16 protein-coding genes are annotated in these 15,532 nt (G+C 57.8%); 14 read left to right on the top strand and 2 right to left on the bottom strand.

Annotated elements, in window-relative coordinates; all coding sequences use genetic code 11:
- Nucleotides 1–177 precede the first annotated feature (177 nt).
- The 5 genes from R5R33_RS04890 (at nucleotide 178) to hisD (ending at nucleotide 4,703) form a co-directional block, all read left to right on the top strand.
- Nucleotides 178–849 carry an MlaC/ttg2D family ABC transporter substrate-binding protein gene (locus R5R33_RS04890; protein ID WP_318954926.1) on the top strand — a complete coding sequence of 224 codons (672 nt, stop codon included), beginning with the start codon at nucleotides 178–180 and terminating at the stop codon, nucleotides 847–849.
- A gap of 117 nt (nucleotides 850–966) precedes the next feature.
- On the top strand, nucleotides 967–1,203 hold the full coding sequence (locus tag R5R33_RS04885) for a BolA family protein (RefSeq protein WP_318954925.1): 237 nt from the start codon (nucleotides 967–969) through the stop codon (nucleotides 1,201–1,203).
- A gap of 64 nt (nucleotides 1,204–1,267) precedes the next feature.
- Entirely contained in the window at nucleotides 1,268–2,530 is a 1,263-nt protein-coding gene (gene murA, locus R5R33_RS04880) for a UDP-N-acetylglucosamine 1-carboxyvinyltransferase (RefSeq protein WP_318954924.1), read from the top strand.
- Nucleotides 2,531–2,665: 135 nt separating this feature from the next.
- Nucleotides 2,666–3,304 carry an ATP phosphoribosyltransferase gene (hisG, locus tag R5R33_RS04875; RefSeq protein WP_318954923.1) on the top strand — a complete coding sequence of 213 codons (639 nt, stop codon included), beginning with the start codon at nucleotides 2,666–2,668 and terminating at the stop codon, nucleotides 3,302–3,304.
- A 73-nt stretch (nucleotides 3,305–3,377) separates the two neighbouring features.
- Complete coding sequence (hisD, locus tag R5R33_RS04870; protein WP_318954922.1) at nucleotides 3,378–4,703, top strand: histidinol dehydrogenase; 1,326 nt, start codon at nucleotides 3,378–3,380, stop codon at nucleotides 4,701–4,703.
- 88 nt (nucleotides 4,704–4,791) lie between these two features.
- Here hisD and R5R33_RS04865 read toward each other — a convergent pair whose 3' ends face one another.
- Complete coding sequence (locus R5R33_RS04865) at nucleotides 4,792–5,931, bottom strand: S1C family serine protease (RefSeq protein WP_318954921.1); 1,140 nt, start codon at nucleotides 5,929–5,931, stop codon at nucleotides 4,792–4,794.
- A 171-nt stretch (nucleotides 5,932–6,102) separates the two neighbouring features.
- Between R5R33_RS04865 and sat the strand changes: the two genes are divergently transcribed.
- Complete coding sequence (gene sat / locus R5R33_RS04860; protein WP_318954920.1) at nucleotides 6,103–7,293, top strand: sulfate adenylyltransferase; 1,191 nt, start codon at nucleotides 6,103–6,105, stop codon at nucleotides 7,291–7,293.
- Between the two features lie 107 nt (nucleotides 7,294–7,400).
- Here sat and R5R33_RS04855 read toward each other — a convergent pair whose 3' ends face one another.
- Nucleotides 7,401–7,853 (bottom strand): YhcB family protein, encoded by a 453-nt coding sequence (locus tag R5R33_RS04855; RefSeq protein ID WP_318954919.1) that lies wholly within the window; start codon nucleotides 7,851–7,853, stop codon nucleotides 7,401–7,403.
- Nucleotides 7,854–8,104: 251 nt separating this feature from the next.
- Here R5R33_RS04855 and zapE point away from each other — a divergent pair, with 251 nt between their 5' ends.
- The 8 genes from zapE (at nucleotide 8,105) to R5R33_RS04815 (ending at nucleotide 15,473) form a co-directional block, all read left to right on the top strand.
- Nucleotides 8,105–9,244 (top strand): cell division protein ZapE, encoded by a 1,140-nt coding sequence (gene zapE, locus R5R33_RS04850; protein ID WP_318954918.1) that lies wholly within the window; start codon nucleotides 8,105–8,107, stop codon nucleotides 9,242–9,244.
- 134 nt (nucleotides 9,245–9,378) lie between these two features.
- Nucleotides 9,379–9,807: a 50S ribosomal protein L13 gene (gene rplM, locus R5R33_RS04845; RefSeq protein WP_105101685.1), complete on the top strand. Its 429-nt coding sequence runs from the start codon at nucleotides 9,379–9,381 to the stop codon at nucleotides 9,805–9,807.
- Nucleotides 9,808–9,822: 15 nt separating this feature from the next.
- The gene (gene rpsI, locus R5R33_RS04840; RefSeq protein ID WP_318954917.1) at nucleotides 9,823–10,215 is read left to right on the top strand and encodes a 30S ribosomal protein S9; all 393 of its coding nucleotides are present in this window, start codon (nucleotides 9,823–9,825) and stop codon (nucleotides 10,213–10,215) included.
- Between the two features lie 488 nt (nucleotides 10,216–10,703).
- Nucleotides 10,704–11,303, top strand: a complete 600-nt coding sequence (petA, locus tag R5R33_RS04835; protein ID WP_318954916.1) for a ubiquinol-cytochrome c reductase iron-sulfur subunit — start codon at nucleotides 10,704–10,706, stop codon at nucleotides 11,301–11,303.
- Nucleotides 11,300–13,501: a ubiquinol-cytochrome c reductase gene (locus R5R33_RS04830; RefSeq protein WP_318954915.1), complete on the top strand. Its 2,202-nt coding sequence runs from the start codon at nucleotides 11,300–11,302 to the stop codon at nucleotides 13,499–13,501. The genes petA and R5R33_RS04830 overlap by 4 nt, the downstream gene beginning before the upstream one ends.
- A 122-nt stretch (nucleotides 13,502–13,623) precedes the next feature.
- Nucleotides 13,624–14,253, top strand: coding sequence for a glutathione S-transferase N-terminal domain-containing protein (locus R5R33_RS04825; protein WP_318954914.1), 630 nt, complete (start codon nucleotides 13,624–13,626; stop codon nucleotides 14,251–14,253).
- Nucleotides 14,254–14,276: 23 nt separating this feature from the next.
- Nucleotides 14,277–14,669, top strand: a complete 393-nt coding sequence (locus tag R5R33_RS04820) for a ClpXP protease specificity-enhancing factor (RefSeq protein ID WP_318954913.1) — start codon at nucleotides 14,277–14,279, stop codon at nucleotides 14,667–14,669.
- 192 nt (nucleotides 14,670–14,861) lie between these two features.
- On the top strand, nucleotides 14,862–15,473 hold the full coding sequence (locus R5R33_RS04815) for a Yip1 family protein (RefSeq protein ID WP_318954912.1): 612 nt from the start codon (nucleotides 14,862–14,864) through the stop codon (nucleotides 15,471–15,473).
- Nucleotides 15,474–15,532: the final 59 nt, after the last annotated feature.

Genomic DNA, 15,532 nt, shown 5'->3' with positions numbered 1-15,532 from the left:
GCCGCTTGTCCGCGGCGGCGCCATGGTATAGTTTGCCGCCGCTATTGTCAGCTGTGGCGTTGGACTGGGTCCGATTTCAGTCTCATCTGTAGCCGCCAGCAAGATATTTCGGCATCGCCATGACACTTTTTCGTGTTGTGTGCATCCAAGGGACGAATTGCCAATGGGAGATTTTCAGTGAGCGCACTCACCATGACCATCAAGACCGGAGCTTTCCAATCCGCAATCGCACGCAAAGCCAGGGCGCTGCTATCCACTGTCCTGCTGTGCAGCCTGGCACCGTTTGCCGGCGCTGCCGAAAACCCCTACACCATGATTGAGAGTGTATCCACAGAGCTATTGGATGTGGTCCGCTCGGAGGGGCAACTGGTCAGTTCGAACCCGCAGCGCTACTACGCGTCCATAGATCGGGTGCTGGCCCCGGTGGTGGATTTCGACTTTATTGCCATGGGTGTTATGGCAGACTACGCCAAGCAGGCGACGCCCGCGCAGCGTGCAAAATTCACCAGCGCCTTCCGTCGCGATCTGGTGGCGACCTTCGCCCGCGGTGTTGCCAGCTTCGGCAGTATGGATGTCAAGGTGGTGAATCCTGGCTCCGTCCCCAAGGGTGGCAAGGTTAATGTGCTACAAGAAGTGCGCAGCTCGGAAGGGCTGACCAAGGTGGCATATACCATGGCGCGCAAAAAAAATGGTCAGTGGAAACTGATCAACGTTGTCCTGAACGGCGTCAACCTTGGTAAAACGTTCCGCGGCCAGTTCTCCCAGGCCATGCAGACCAACAAGGGTGACCTCGACAAGGTGATTGCCAACTGGTCCGCGGCGGACAAAGTCGCGGATGAGATGCAGTAAACGCATCGATGATATTGAGGCGCAGTCCGCAGAATCGCGGCTGCGCCAGTGGACGCTTTCCAGTACACTTCGCGCCTGCTTTAACCCCGACCGAATTCCCACCTGTATTTATTTTTTATGCAACCAGATCAGATCAAAGCCCTGATTGAAGGGCAGATTCCCGGCAGTCAGGTTACCGACGTGTCTTTCGAGGGCAGCCACCTGCATTTGACCGTGGTCAGTGAGGCCTTTGGCGGCCTCTCGCGGCTAAAGAAACAGCAGCTGGTTTACGGTGCGCTGTCCGACAAGATTGCCGATGGCACCCTGCACGCGGTGCAGATGAAAACCCTTACCCCGGAAGAGGCCGGTCAGTAACCTCTACTCTGCCGGGCTTTGAGCTTGCCAGGGATTTTTGCTTCGCAATGGGACACCAGTTCGAATGGACAAACTGATTATCGAAGGGGGCTGCCCCGTCTCCGGAACCTTGAAAATTTCCGGGGCCAAGAATTCAGCACTGCCGATTTTGGCCGCCACGCTGTTGGCGGACGGCCCGGTGCAGATTCACAACCTCCCGCACCTCAACGATATCACCACCATGATTACCCTGCTGCGCTGCATGGGTACCGAAATCACCATTGACGAAAAACTGGGTGTGGAGATTGATCCACGTTCGGTGAACGAGCTGACCGCGCCCTACGAACTGGTAAAAACCATGCGCGCGTCGATCCTGGTGTTGGGCCCGCTGCTGGCACGACACGGTGTGGCCAACGTATCGTTTCCCGGTGGTTGCGCGATCGGCAGCCGCCCGGTGGATATCCACCTCAAGGGCCTTGAGGCCATGGGCGCGCAAATCACCATCGACGAGGGCTTTATTCGCGCGCGCAGTAATGGCCGCCTGAAGGGCGCCAACATTGTGATGGAAAAAGTCACCGTGGGCGGTACTGAAAACCTGCTGATGGCTGCGGCGCTGGCGGAAGGCACCACTGTGCTGCACAACTCGGCGCGGGAGCCGGAAATTGTCGATCTGGCGGACTTCCTGACCGCCATGGGCGCTCAGATCGAAGGTGCCGGTACCGATACCATCCGTGTGCACGGTGTGCCGAAACTGCATCCCTGCTCCTTCAGCGTAATGCCGGATCGTATTGAAACCGGTACCTTCCTGGCGGCGGCTGCCGCAGCCCGCGGACGTGTGCGCCTGACTCATACCCGCGCGGATATTCTTGACGCGGTACTGGCCAAGTTTGAGGAGGCCGGCGCCCACATCAGTATCGGCGACGACTGGATCGAGCTGGATATGAAGGGCAATCGCCCGAAAGCCGTTAGCTTCCGCACCGCACCTTACCCGGCATTTCCCACAGACATGCAATCCCAGTTCATGGCGATGAATGCGGTGGCGGAAGGCAAAGGTACAGTGGTGGAAACCATCTTCGAGAACCGACTGATCCAGGCGCACGAACTCAACCGCATGGGCGCAAACATCGTGCTCGAGGGCAATACCGCCATCGTTACGGGGGTGGAGAAGCTCAAGGGGGCGCCGGTAATGGCTTCGGACCTGCGCGCATCAGCGGGCCTGGTGATTGCCGGTATGGTGGCCGAGGGCACTACCACGGTGGACCGTATCTACCATATCGACCGCGGCTACGAGTGTATCGAGGAAAAACTGCGTCAGATCGGTGCAAACATCCGCCGCGTTCCCGGTTGATGCTCGCTTCACTAGATGTTAACCATCTAGGGCTATTCTAGATTTGTATTGGCGCGGGAAGCTTGGATTCGAGTAAGCTCCCGTCATCGCCTTCTGTCCGGTCTGGTGCCGGGCGATCAGATAATCATAATTGTTATGCAGATCACCATTGCCCTGACCAAGGGGCGCATTCTCAAGGAAACGCTGCCGCTGCTGGCTGCCGCCGGTCTCGAGCCTCTGGAAGATATCACCCAGAGCCGCAAGCTGATTTTTCCCACCAATCAGGACAATGTCCGTCTACTGATCCTGCGTGGATCCGATGTGCCGACCTATGTGCAACATGGGGCTGCGGATCTGGGGGTCGCCGGCAAGGATAACCTGCTGGAGCACGATACCAGTAATATCTACGAACCGCTGGACTTGAATATTGCCCGCTGTCGCCTGATGACGGCGGGTATCAAGGGTGCGCCGCTGCCGAAAGGGCGTATCAAGGTGGCGACCAAATTTGTGCAGTCCGCCAAGCGCTATTACGCCGCTCAGGGCCGCCAGGCAGATATCATCAAACTCTATGGCGCCATGGAACTGGCACCGCTGATGGATCTTGCCGATGAGATTGTGGACATTGTCGATACCGGTAATACCCTGAAGGCCAACGGGCTGGAAGCGCGTGAGCATATCGCCGACATCAGTAGTCGCCTGATTGTGAACAAGGCATCCATGAAAATGAAATACGGCCCGATCAATTCGCTGATCGAGCGGTTGGCTCAAGCAGTGCGGGCGCGGGAAGCCGTCTGAGCTTTCGTTTGACGACTTCCGCGCGCGATCTTTAATGCGGCTAGCAACCGCGATGCAATTTCGACAGAAAATCATGAGTGACTTTTCCATCCGTCGGCTGGACGCCGGCAATTCCGAATTTCCGCAGGACCTCGAGCGCCTGCTGGCCTGGGAGTCGGTAGCGGATCAGCAGGTGGAGTCCGCGGTGGCGGAAATACTGCGGGAAGTGAAAGCACACGGCGATGCCGCGGTAATTGAATACACCAACCGGTTTGATCGTCGCGACCTCAAAAATGCCGGGGATTTCTGTCTCGATCGCGCTGAACTTGCCGCGGCACTGGAGCGAATTCCGGCGGAAAAGCACGTGGCACTGGAAACTGCCGCCAGGCGGGTGCGCGATTACCATGAGCGCCAGCTGCAGTCATCCTGGCAGTATCGGGAAGCCGATGGCACCGTGCTCGGCCAGCAGATCACCCCTATGGAGCGGGTGGGTATTTATGTACCCGGCGGCAAGGCAAGTTATCCGTCCTCGGTGCTGATGAATGCGATCCCTGCGCGGGTAGCGGGGGTGGACGAGGTGTTGATGGTAGTGCCGGCTCCGGACAACCAGCTCAACGATCTGGTGCTCGCCGCGGCGGCCATCGCCGGGGTGGACAGGGTTTTTACCATTGGCGGCGCCCAGGCCGTGGCAGCACTGGCGTATGGCACTGAGACCGTTACCCGGGTGGACAAGATTGTCGGACCCGGCAATATCTTTGTCGCCTCGGCCAAGCGCGCGGTATTCGGCCAGGTGGCCATCGACATGATCGCCGGGCCCTCCGAGATTCTGGTGATCTGCGATGGCAGAACGGATCCCGACTGGATTGCCATGGATCTTCTTTCCCAGGCGGAACACGATGAACAGGCGCAGTCGATTCTGCTGTGCCCCGATGAGCAGTTTCTCGATGCGGTGGCGAGTTCCCTGCAAAAATTGCTGAAGACGCTACCCCGGGAAGCCATTGCCAGCCGCTCCATCTCCGACCGCGGTGCGCTGATTCTGGTGAGGGATATCGAGCAGGCGATTGAGGTGGCGAATCGCATCGCCCCGGAGCACCTCGAGGTGTCCGTCGATGAGCCGGAGCAGTATCTGCCGCTTATCCGCCACGCCGGCGCCATCTTTCTCGGCCGTTACACCGCGGAGGCGTTGGGTGATTACTGTGCAGGCCCCAACCACGTACTGCCCACCAGTGGTACCGCACGCTTTTCCTCGCCGCTGGGGGTTTACGACTTCCAGAAGCGCAGCTCAATCATCTACTGCTCGCCCCGGGGTGCAGACACCCTCGGTCGGGTGGCCGCAACTCTGGCAAAGGGCGAAGGCCTGGATGCACACGCCCGCTCCGCGGAGTACCGTGTGGCTAGTGAGGTGGAGGGGCAGGACTGATCGCCTGCTCCCGACTGACAATTGAGGCTTGCTATGGGCCAAGCCCTGAGTCCCGCTTCAGCGGTTTCTCTACTTCGCTAATCGACTATCAGTTTCTGTTTTGCGACTGGGGATCTTCCGCAACCGTAGCCCGCGTGTAACGGACTTCACCATTGCGGATATAAGTGATGGTGATCACTTCTCCCGGCCGCAGGGTGGCCATGGCGGCGAGCCCGTGCTCGCCATCGTTGATCGGGATGTCGTTGATGTGGGTAATCACATCGCCGGGCTTGAGCCCCGCCTGGTATGCCGGCCCCGATTTGTTGACAAAGGTGATAATGACGCCATTGGTGGATGGGAGTTTGTAGGACCGCGCCACCTCTGGAAGCAGAGGGTCAGCCCCAATCCCCAGCCAACCCGGCACCACCCGCCCGAACTCGATAATGTCCTGCATGATCTTGAGGGCAATATTGGCGGGGATTGCAAAACTGATACCAATGGCTGGACTGCTCTGTTTCAGGATTTCGGTGTTGATACCCACCAGCTTGCCGCGGGCATCCACCAGTGCGCCGCCGGAGTTACCGGGGTTTATCGCCGCATCGGTCTGGATAAAATTCTGCAGGAAGAAAGTAGCGGCACCGTTTTTGCTCAGGTCGCGGCCAGTGGCGCTGATAATACCCTGGGTTACCGACTGGCCGACCCCCCACGGGTTGCCAATGGCCAACACCACATCCCCCACCTGGGCCTTGTCCGAGTCTCCTGCTTCGATCGCGGTGAGGTTGGGCAGATTAATTTTCAGGACTGCCAGATCGAATTTGTCAGCCGACCCCACCACGGCGGCTCGTGCCTCGCGCCCGTCTGACAGCACCACGGCGATTTCATCTGCGCCAAAAATGACGTGGTAGTTGGTAAGGATGTAGCCGGCGCGGTCGACGATTACCCCGGACCCCAGGTTGGAATTCATACGCTCGCGCTGCAGCTGAGTCATATTTTCAAACAGGTGCCGGAACAGCGGGTGATTGGCCAGGGGGTGCTGGCGAGGTAATCGTCTGCTGTATATGTTGACCACCGCCGGGCCCGCCAGATTGACCGCGCTGGCATAGGATACTGGACCCTGAAAGTCTGCGACGACTGGCGCCTGCTCCGGTTTTCCGCGCAGATGGGGAAACATCAGTAACAGTGCCGCAGCGACACCGAGGCCGATAACGGCGGGAATGGCCCATTCATGCAGAAAACGTTGTAGTGACACCGGCAGCTCCTTGATTTGCGGCCATTATACGTGCTTTAGCTTCCTTTGCGTTCTGGCATCAGCATCAGACGCTCTAGGACTGGCCGCGAACAGCGCTTGGTGCTGCTGTGGGAATCCGTATAATGTGGCGCTCGAAATTCTGGTCTGAATCCATATCCCTCAGGAGTAACTATGTCCCTGGTTCGTCCACACGGCAGTGTCGAGCTGCAGCCCCGTTTTGTTTACGACAGTGAGCGCCATCATCAGCTGATCCACGAGGCGGAGTCCCTGCCGTCCATTGTCATCAGCTCTGCGGCTGCGGCGAATGCGGTGATGCTGGGTGCCGGTTACTTCAACCCCCTGCACGGCTATATGAACCTGGCGGACACCCTGAGTGTGGCGGCAACCCTGCGCACGGTGGATGGCCTGTTCTGGCCGGTGCCGGTAGTGAACATGGTGGAAGATGCCTCTGCGGTTGCCGGCGCCAAGCGCATTGCCCTGCGTGACCCTAACGTCGAGGGCAACCCGGTGATCGCGGTGATGGATGTGGAAGCCATCGAAACCGTGAGCGATGAGCAGGTCAACACCATCGCTGAGCATGTTTTCGGTACCCTGGACGATGCCCACCCCGGTGTGGCCACGTTCAAGGCCGCCGGTCGGCAGCTGATTTCTGGCCCGATCGAAGTGCTGAACTTCAGCTATTTCCAGTCCGACTTCCCGGATACCTTCCGCACCGCGGTTGAAATCCGCAATGAATTCATCGAGCACGGCTGGAGCAAGGTCGTTGCCTTCCAGACCCGCAATCCTATGCACCGTGCGCACGAAGAACTGTGCAAAATGGCGCTGGACGCCGTAGGCGCCGACGGTGTGCTGATTCACATGCTGCTGGGCAAGCTAAAGGCTGGCGATATCCCTGCACATGTGCGCGATGCGGCCATCCGTAAAATGGTGGAAGAATACTTCCCGAAAAACACCGTAATGGTCACCGGTTACGGTTTCGACATGCTGTACGCCGGTCCGCGCGAAGCGGTTCTGCATGCGGTGTTCCGCCAGAATTGTGGCTGCAGCCATCTGATCGTCGGCCGTGACCACGCAGGTGTGGGCGACTACTACGGCGCTTTCGATGCGCAGACCATTTTTGACGAGAAAGTGCCGGAAGGCGCGCTGGAGATCGAGATCTTTCGTGCGGACCACACCGCCTTCTCCAAAAAGCTGAACCGAGTGGTCATGATGCGTGATGTGCCCGATCACACCAAGGATGACTTCATCCTGCTGTCCGGAACCAAGGTGCGTGAGCTGCTGGGTAATGGTATCGCGCCGCCCCCGGAGTTCTCGCGTCCGGAAGTGGCACAGATCCTGATGGACTATTACCAGAGCTTATAAGAGCTCGCAGGCGGCAAGTGGCACAAACAAAAAAGGCGGGGTTACCCCGCCTTTTTTGTTTCTTGAGTTGCTGGTTGCTGCACTGCAGCGCCTCTGCCGCCGTGAAATCAGCGATGGATGGCGTTTACCGGTGCCGGCGATGGCGCCTGGGCTTCTTTTTCGATCCCGTAATCCTCGGAAAGCGCCCCTTTAGTGGGTGCCCAGTCGCGGGGTGGCAGCACATTGAGGTACTCATCGCTGTCTCTCAGGTTGCCGCTGCCGGCCTCCAGCATCTGGCGACCGATATCCTGGTTGGACAGGCGCATGGCGCTGGTGGCGAGATGCTCGTGTACTTCCTTATAGCTCTGGGTCAGGTTGTTGACTAATTGCGCGGTCTGATCAAAGTGTTCGTTTACCTGCAGCTGGAAATCTTCCAGTCTGGTGTTGGCTTCCTTCAAGCGCAGCTCCAGCTCCTGGGTGCGGTCGAGGTTCTGGCGGCCGCGGGTGGCGAAAAAGGCCAGCAGCGCTCCCAGACCCAGGCCGATTAGGCCGACCAGAATTAAAACCGAAGTTGAGTGCACGTTACTTCCTCCTCAAATTAAAAGTGGCACCGGCCATCCGTGACAGTCACCCTATTATACGCAAATCCCATCGCCGCGCCGCGCTCAGGTTTGTGCCAAGTCGTGACGGATTTGGTAAAGTGCGCGCCGCCCGCTTCTACGCGGGCGTGGGGGTTCGCCTGCGCGAATTCTTCAGGTTAGCTCGCAAAAGCGCATTGCGCCCGTCCTGTCTGGCAATGTCGCCCCGATAAATTTTGAATGGTTTCAAGTTGATGGTCACGGAACAGAACCTGTCCGCCCAAGTACGTCTGGCGCCGATGGAGCGCTACCAGCGGGATCTACAGCGGCCGGACTTCATGGAAGATCCTGCGCAAAAGGCCGCGGTTGTCGAGCTGCAGGATCTCTATGAGCGACTCATGGCGGCTGGGGAGCGGGGTGGCAGTCTGCTCGGCGGGCTGCGTCGGATGTGGAAGCGCGAGAACCGTCCGGAAAAAGGCCTGTATTTCTGGGGGGGTGTCGGCCGCGGCAAAACCTATCTGATGGACGCTTTTTATGAGGCGCTGCCGTTCGAGCAAAAGCAGCGCACCCATTTTCACCGTTTCATGCGCGATGTGCACCGGCAGCTGAAATCCCTGGCCGGCGAGAAAAATCCGCTGGAAAAAGTGGCTGACCGCATCGCAAGTCGCGCTCGGGTGCTGTGTTTCGATGAGTTTTTTGTATCGGATATCACCGATGCCATGATTCTGGCGAACCTGTTGCAGGCACTGTTCGAGCGCGGGGTCGCCCTGGTGGCCACATCGAACATTGTGCCGCAGGGCCTATATAAAGAAGGGCTTCAGCGGGCGCGCTTCCTGCCGGCGATCGACCTTCTGCTGGAGCATACCAAGGTGGTCAACGTCGACAACGGCGTAGATTACCGGCTGCGGGCACTGGAAATGGCCGAGCTGTACCACTGTCCGCTGGGGGATGAGGCGGATGCCAGTCTTGCGAACTCTTTTCGCAGCCTGATCGTTGAGGGTTGCGAAGTGCGTGAAAAAGTAACTCTGGATATTGAAGGGCGCCCGATTGTGGCTGTAAGGATTGCCGATGACGTGGCCTGGTTCGGGTTCAGTGAGCTGTGTGATGGCCCGCGCTCACAGAATGACTACATCGAGCTGGCGCGGGAGTTTCACACGGTGCTATTGGCGGATGTGCCCCGCTTCGATGAATGGATGGAGAGTCAGGCGCGGCGCTTTATCAATCTGATCGACGAATTTTACGACCGCTGCGTCAAGCTGGTGATCTCCGCCGAAGCGCCGGTAGGGTCCCTGTACGGCGGCCGCCACTTGCGGTTCGAATTCGCGCGCACCGTGAGTCGCCTGCAGGAGATGCAGTCGAGGGAATATCTGGCGCGTGCGCACCGCCCGGAATAGGGCGCTGGGAGGGGGGCGGACTGGTCACAAGTTGTTCAGCTTTGTACTTGAAAAGCCTTGGGCGCTTATGTAGTATTCGCGCTCTTTCGTGGGACGGCCCCCATTTCGGAGGCCACATACAGGTGTTTTATAACATGAAGACTTACAGTGCTAAGCCGGAAGCGGTAACTCGCGACTGGTACATTGTTGACGCTGCGGACAAGACTCTCGGACGTATTTCCGCCGAGATCGCCCACCGCCTGCGCGGCAAGCACAAGCCTGAATACACGCCCCACGTGGACACCGGCGACTACATCGTAGTTATCAATGCCGAAAAGGTTCGCGTGACCGGCAACAAGGCCAAAGACAAGATCTACCATCACCATTCCGGTTACCCGGGTGGTCTGAAATCCATCAGCTTTGAGAAGCTGATCGACAAGGCGCCTGAGCGCACTATCCAAAGTGCAGTGAAAGGCATGCTCCCGAAAGGCCCACTGGGTCGCGCCATGTTCAAGAAACTGAAGGTGTACAAGGGTAGCGAACATCCTCATGCGGCCCAGCAGCCGATTGAACTGTCGATCTAAACGGAAAGCATTCTCATGGCAACTACTCAATACTACGGTACCGGCCGCCGCAAGACCTCCACTGCTCGTGTATTCATCAAGCAGGGTGAGGGCAATATCAGCATCAACGGCCGCACTCTGGACCAATACTTCGGTCGCGAAGTGGCGCGCATGATCGTGCGTCAGCCGCTGGAACTGGTCGATATGGTCGAAAAATTCGACATCAACGTCACTGTAGCTGGCGGCGGTTCCTTCGGTCAGGCGGGTGCTATCCGTCACGGCCTGACCCGCGCTCTGATGCAGTACGACGAGTCTCTGCGTCAGCCGCTGCGTGCAGCCGGCTTCGTGACTCGCGATGCGCGTGCCGTTGAACGTAAGAAAGTCGGTCTGCGCAAAGCGCGCAAGAAGCCGCAGTTCTCCAAGCGTTAAGCAGAATTTTCTGTATTTTATTGCCCGGCAATTGCCGGGCTTTTTTTTGTGTGTGCTTTATGCGCCGCCGCTGCGTAAATATGTTTTCTGTTTAAAATACCGCCAGTTCGCCGCTTGGTCGAGGATGTTCGCACCGGGTTTCGCCTTGTATCGGTTTGGCATTTTCTTTAACATTGCGCGAATTTCTATCCGCTTGCACTTGGGGTTTGGCCATTTTGTTCTAAGGTCAAGCGAGCGGGCCAGTTGTAGGGGAGTTTCTGTCGTAAGTCTCTGATTTTTGCAGTAGTGAGCTGTTTGCTGCTGTGCGGGTGCTCTGTTCTATCTGGTCTCGAGCCATTGGGATGCACCGTCGCTGCCAATTGCGGATTACCCTGAATCGCCGTAGTTCTGGTCGTGTAGATTTATTGCAGAAGTTTTCTGGTTTTTTTTTGGGTTTGGGCCAGTCAGCTCCGGTTTGCCCCGGGGCGCTGTGATGGGAGAACTACGTCATGAGTGATGGCGGTGTAAATGTGGGGCGTCGTCGATTTCTGACCGCTGCTACCTCTGTTGTGGGTGGTGCAGGTGCGGTTGGAATCGCAGTACCTTTTGTCGCTTCCTGGAATCCGAGTGCCAAGGCCAAGGCCGCCGGCGCGCCAGTCAAATACAACATCAGCAAGCTTGAGCCGGGCCAGATGGTTACCGTCGAGTGGCGCGGCAAGCCGGTGTACGTGGTGCGTCGCACCCAGGAAACGCTGGATAATCTGGCCAAAGTCGCTCCGCTGCTGCGCGACCCGGAGTCCACCGAGTCCAACCAGCCTGCTTACGTGAATCCTGAAAACCGCGCCATCAAGCCCCAGACGCTGGTGCTGGTGGGGCTGTGTACCCACCTCGGCTGTGCGCCGATGTTCCGTCCCGAAGTGGGCGCCGCCGATCTCGGTGGCAGCGAGTGGATGGGCGGTTTCTTCTGTCCTTGCCACGGCTCCAAATACGATATGGCCGGCCGCGTTTACAAGGGTGTACCTGCGCCAACCAACCTGGATGTGCCGCCGTACTCCTATGAAAGTGACGATGTCATCGTAATCGGTGTGGATCAGGAGGGCGCCGTATGAACTGGTTAACCGCTTTGGGCGACTGGGTTGATCAGCGTCTGCCGATCTACCGCGCGTGGGATACCCACATGGGCAAGTACTACGCGCCCAAGAATTTCAACCTCTGGTATTTCTTCGGCGTGCTCTCCATGTTGGTTCTGGTGAACCAGCTGGTGACCGGTATCTGGCTGGTCATGAGTTTCAACCCGTCCGCCGAGGGCGCATTCGCTTCCGTTGAATACATCATGCGTGATGTGGATATGGGGTGGATCATCCGCTACCTGCATTCCACCGGTGCCTCCGCTTTCTTCGTGGTGGTTTACCTGCACATGTTCCGCGGCCTGATGTACGGCTCCTACAAGCCGCCGCGCGAGCTGGTGTGGATTTTCGGCATGTGTATCTATCTGGTACTGATGGCAGAAGCCTTCATGGGCTATGTGCTGCCCTGGGGGCAAATGTCCTACTGGGGTGCGCAGGTAATCGTATCCCTGTTTGGCGCCATCCCGGCTATCGGTGAAGATCTGGTGCAGTGGATTCGCGGTGACTACCTGATTTCCGGTATTACCCTCACGCGTTTCTTCTCGCTCCACGTCATCGCATTGCCGCTGGTGCTGGTGCTGTTGGTGGTACTGCACATTCTGGCGCTGCACGAAGTGGGCTCCAACAACCCCGACGGTATCGAAATCAAAAAGAACAAGGATGCAAATGGCGTCCCGCTGGACGGCGTTCCCTTCCATCCCTACTACACCGTGCACGACCTGGTGGGTGTGGCAGTGTTCTTGTTCGCCTTCTGTGTGGTGGTGTTCTTTTTCCCGGAAATGGGCGGTTTCTTCCTCGAGCACGCCAACTTTGAAGAAGCCAACCCGCTGAAGACCCCTGAACACATTGCGCCGGTCTGGTACTTCACACCGTTCTACGCGGTACTGCGCGCAGTGACCATGGATATCGGCCCGCTGACTGCGAAGTTCCTCGGCCTGGTGGCCATGGGTGCGGCGATTGCGATCCTGTTTGTGCTGCCCTGGCTCGACAAGAGCCCGGTGAAGTCCATCCGCTACAAGGGTGTGCTGCCGAAGGTGCTGCTGCTGGTATTCGCTGCGGTCTTCATCATCCTGGGTTACCTGGGTGTGAAGTCTCCGACCCCGGGCCGTAACTTCCTGGCGCAGGTGGCAACCCTGTTCTACTTCGCCTTCTTTGTGACCATGCCAATCTGGACCAATCCGACCACCCGCAAGGGCCTGGCCTCCTGGATTGTCAGTGGTGCCTTTGGCTTCCTGTTCCTGTGGATGGCCGTGGTGAACTGGAACGCGAGCCTGTTCGTGGGTGTGTTGGCGCTGGTGTTTGCGGTATTTTTCGCGGCACTGCCGTGGCTGACCGACCGCGATGTAGTGCATCCGGAGCCGACCCGTGTTACCAGCCCGTCCGGTAGCAAGTCGTTCATCCTGCTGTTCGGCGGCATCATCGCCGTGGTACTGATGGCATTCGTGCCGATCAAAGCCGTGGGTGCAGAGAGTTCCGTCGAACTGGATCACATAAATATCGATCTGGGCGACAAGCCCTCGCTGCAGCGCGGCGCCAAGTACTTCGTCAACTACTGCATGGGTTGTCACAGTGCCAACTTTTCCCGCTGGGAACGCGTTGCCACCGATCTGGATATCCCCAACGAGCTGATGATGCAGAACCTGGTACTGGGCGACGACAAAATCGGCGACCTGATGCAGATCGCCATGCAGCCCGATGACTCGAAGGTATGGTTCGGTGCCACTCCGCCGGATCTCACCTTGGTGGCCCGCGCGCGCTCCCCGGAATGGCTTTACACTTATCTGCGTAGCTTTTACAAGGATGAGAGCCGCCCCACCGGTGTGAACAACAAGGTGTTCCCGAACGTGGGTATGCCCCACGTTCTGATGGAACTTCAGGGTCTGCCGGAGTGTGCTCCCGGCCCGAAACGCGACCACGGTAAAGTCGTGCGCGACGAGATGGGCAACCCGATCATGGACGCCAACTGTGGCAGCCTGCAGGTCAGCAAGGTCAAGGGTTCCATAAGCGGCGAAGAATATGACCAGGCGGTCTATGACCTGGTCAACTTTATGGAGTACGTGGCCGAGCCCATGGCGGAAAGCCGCAAGCGCATCGGTTTCTATGTGCTGGCGTTCATCCTTGTATTCTTCATCTTTGCCTGGCTGCTGAATCGCGAGTACTGGAAAGACATTCATCACTAAGCGATTGCCAGACTGATTTTTCCGGGTGGTGGGCCGCCGGTTTCCGGCATTAGCCCTACCACCCGTTTTCCGTTTAAGAATGACGGTCGCAAAGCCGACCAGTAGATCGAGGTAGTTCCACAATGGGTGTGCCGACCAACAAGCGCTCCTCCATGACCTTCTTTTCCGATGGTCGTTGTCACTTTAGCCATCGAGTACGTATCGTTCTCGCTGAAAAGGGTGTGACCGTTGATATCGTCGATGTCGATCCCGAAGACAAACCGGCGGAATTAGCTGAACTCAACCCTTACAACTCCCTGCCGACCCTGGTTGATCGCGAGCTGGTACTGTTCGAAACCAAAGTGATGATGGAGTATCTGGACGAGCGTTTCCCGCATCCGCCGCTGTTGCCGGTCTACCCGGTGGCTCGCGCCCAGAGCCGTCAGATCATGTACCGTATCGAGCGCGACTGGGTCCCGCTGGTAGACAAAATCCTGGCTGGTGGCAAGGATGTGGCGGCTGCGCGTAAAGAGTTGCGTGACAGTCTGGTTGGTATCGCGCCGATGTTTACCGATCTGCCGTACTTCTTTAACGAAGAGTTCTCCCTGGTGGACTGCTGCATGGCCCCGCTGCTGTGGCGTTTGGACCAGCTGGAAATCGCACTGCCGAAAACCAAACAGGCCAAGCCGCTTCAGGATTACATGGATCGCCTGTTCGCCCGCGAAGCTTTCCAGCAGAGTCTGACCGAGTACGAGCGCGAAATGCGCTCTTGAGGTGCTGATTGAACAAGCCGCCGATGACATCCAACCGCCCGTATCTGTTGCGGGCGTTTTACGAATGGATCACCGATAACAAATGCACGCCGTATCTTCTGGTGGATACCCACCTGAAGGGGGTGCTGGTGCCCCAGCAGCATGTCAACGAGGACGGGCAGATTGTCCTGAATGTCTCTGAAACTGCCGTGATGGGGCTCACCATGGACAACTACGCGATCCGTTTCAACGCCCGTTTCGGCGGTGTACCGACGGATATCCAGGTGCCGGTAGGCGCAATTGTGGGTATCTACGCACGGGAGAATGGTCAGGGCATGGTGTTTGAACCGGAGGAAACCCCGGAACCACCGGAGCCGACGCCACCGGCGACGTTCAAAAAGCCGGCGAAAAAGCCTTCCCTGCGGGTGGTCAAGTAACCCCCGCGAGCGGCAAAGGGGCCCGTTTTTACGGGCCCCTTTTGTTTTTGGGGAGCCCCCGGTAGCAATTGCCGACAAGGTATCCTGATCCCGTATTTGGCAAAAAAAGTGACGCCATATTCCTGTTATTGATTGGTGAATTCGCTGCGCCCTTCCGATACTGCAAACAAGCTGTGTACAGGAGGGACCCTAGTGAAATTACTCAGCCATACCATCGGTATATTCACCAATCCGGACAAGGAGTGGCAGGCCATTCGCGCCGACAAGCATTCCTTCCTGCAGGTGTTTATCAGTCACGTGCCGTTTCTGGCCCTCATCCCCGCGATTGCCGGATACATTGGCGTTACCCAGGTGGGTTTTAATCTCGGTGGCCACGTTGCCAAATTGACGCCCGCCAGCGCGGGCGCACTGGCAGTGATCACCTATATTTCGTTGCTGGTCGGCATCTATCTGGTGGGTGAATTTATCAACTGGATGGCCAAGGCCTATGGCGTCGAGGGTGACGAACCCACCCGCCACTACGAGGGGACGGCGCTTGCTGTGTTTGTCACCACGCCAGTGCTTCTGGCCGGTATTGTGCTTCTGTACCCACACCTATGGTTGGTGGTTGGGGTGATGGGGCTGGCTGGTCTCTACTCGGTATACCTGTTGTATGAAGGTATTCCCATTCTAATGAACATGAGCAAAGAGCGTGCGTTTATGTATGCGGGTGCAGTGCTCACCATCGGCTTGGTCGGAATCGTTACCATGATGATCTGTTCAGTGATTATCTGGAGCATGGGCGTGGGACCGGTTTATCAGTAATAAACGCTACGCGAACATCGCCTATCGATTCCGATCGTCACCTATTTTTACTTGTTACC

The organism is Microbulbifer pacificus, from assembly GCF_033723955.1.
In the GTDB taxonomy this organism is placed as follows: Bacteria; Pseudomonadota; Gammaproteobacteria; order Pseudomonadales; family Cellvibrionaceae; genus Microbulbifer; species Microbulbifer pacificus.
The sequence above is the reverse complement of the archived record's forward strand: the minus strand, read 5'-3'. Positions and strand labels throughout refer to the sequence as shown.

Coding starts and splice junctions, on each gene's coding strand:
- R5R33_RS04885 (WP_318954925.1), top strand. CDS start 967: ATGCAACCAGATCAGATCAAAGCCCTGATTGAAGGGCAGATTCCCGGC.
- murA (WP_318954924.1), top strand. CDS start 1,268: ATGGACAAACTGATTATCGAAGGGGGCTGCCCCGTCTCCGGAACCTTG.
- hisG (WP_318954923.1), top strand. CDS start 2,666: ATGCAGATCACCATTGCCCTGACCAAGGGGCGCATTCTCAAGGAAACG.
- hisD (WP_318954922.1), top strand. CDS start 3,378: ATGAGTGACTTTTCCATCCGTCGGCTGGACGCCGGCAATTCCGAATTT.
- sat (WP_318954920.1), top strand. CDS start 6,103: ATGTCCCTGGTTCGTCCACACGGCAGTGTCGAGCTGCAGCCCCGTTTT.
- zapE (WP_318954918.1), top strand. CDS start 8,105: ATGGTCACGGAACAGAACCTGTCCGCCCAAGTACGTCTGGCGCCGATG.
- rplM (WP_105101685.1), top strand. CDS start 9,379: ATGAAGACTTACAGTGCTAAGCCGGAAGCGGTAACTCGCGACTGGTAC.
- rpsI (WP_318954917.1), top strand. CDS start 9,823: ATGGCAACTACTCAATACTACGGTACCGGCCGCCGCAAGACCTCCACT.
- petA (WP_318954916.1), top strand. CDS start 10,704: ATGAGTGATGGCGGTGTAAATGTGGGGCGTCGTCGATTTCTGACCGCT.
- R5R33_RS04830 (WP_318954915.1), top strand. CDS start 11,300: ATGAACTGGTTAACCGCTTTGGGCGACTGGGTTGATCAGCGTCTGCCG.
- R5R33_RS04825 (WP_318954914.1), top strand. CDS start 13,624: ATGGGTGTGCCGACCAACAAGCGCTCCTCCATGACCTTCTTTTCCGAT.
- R5R33_RS04820 (WP_318954913.1), top strand. CDS start 14,277: ATGACATCCAACCGCCCGTATCTGTTGCGGGCGTTTTACGAATGGATC.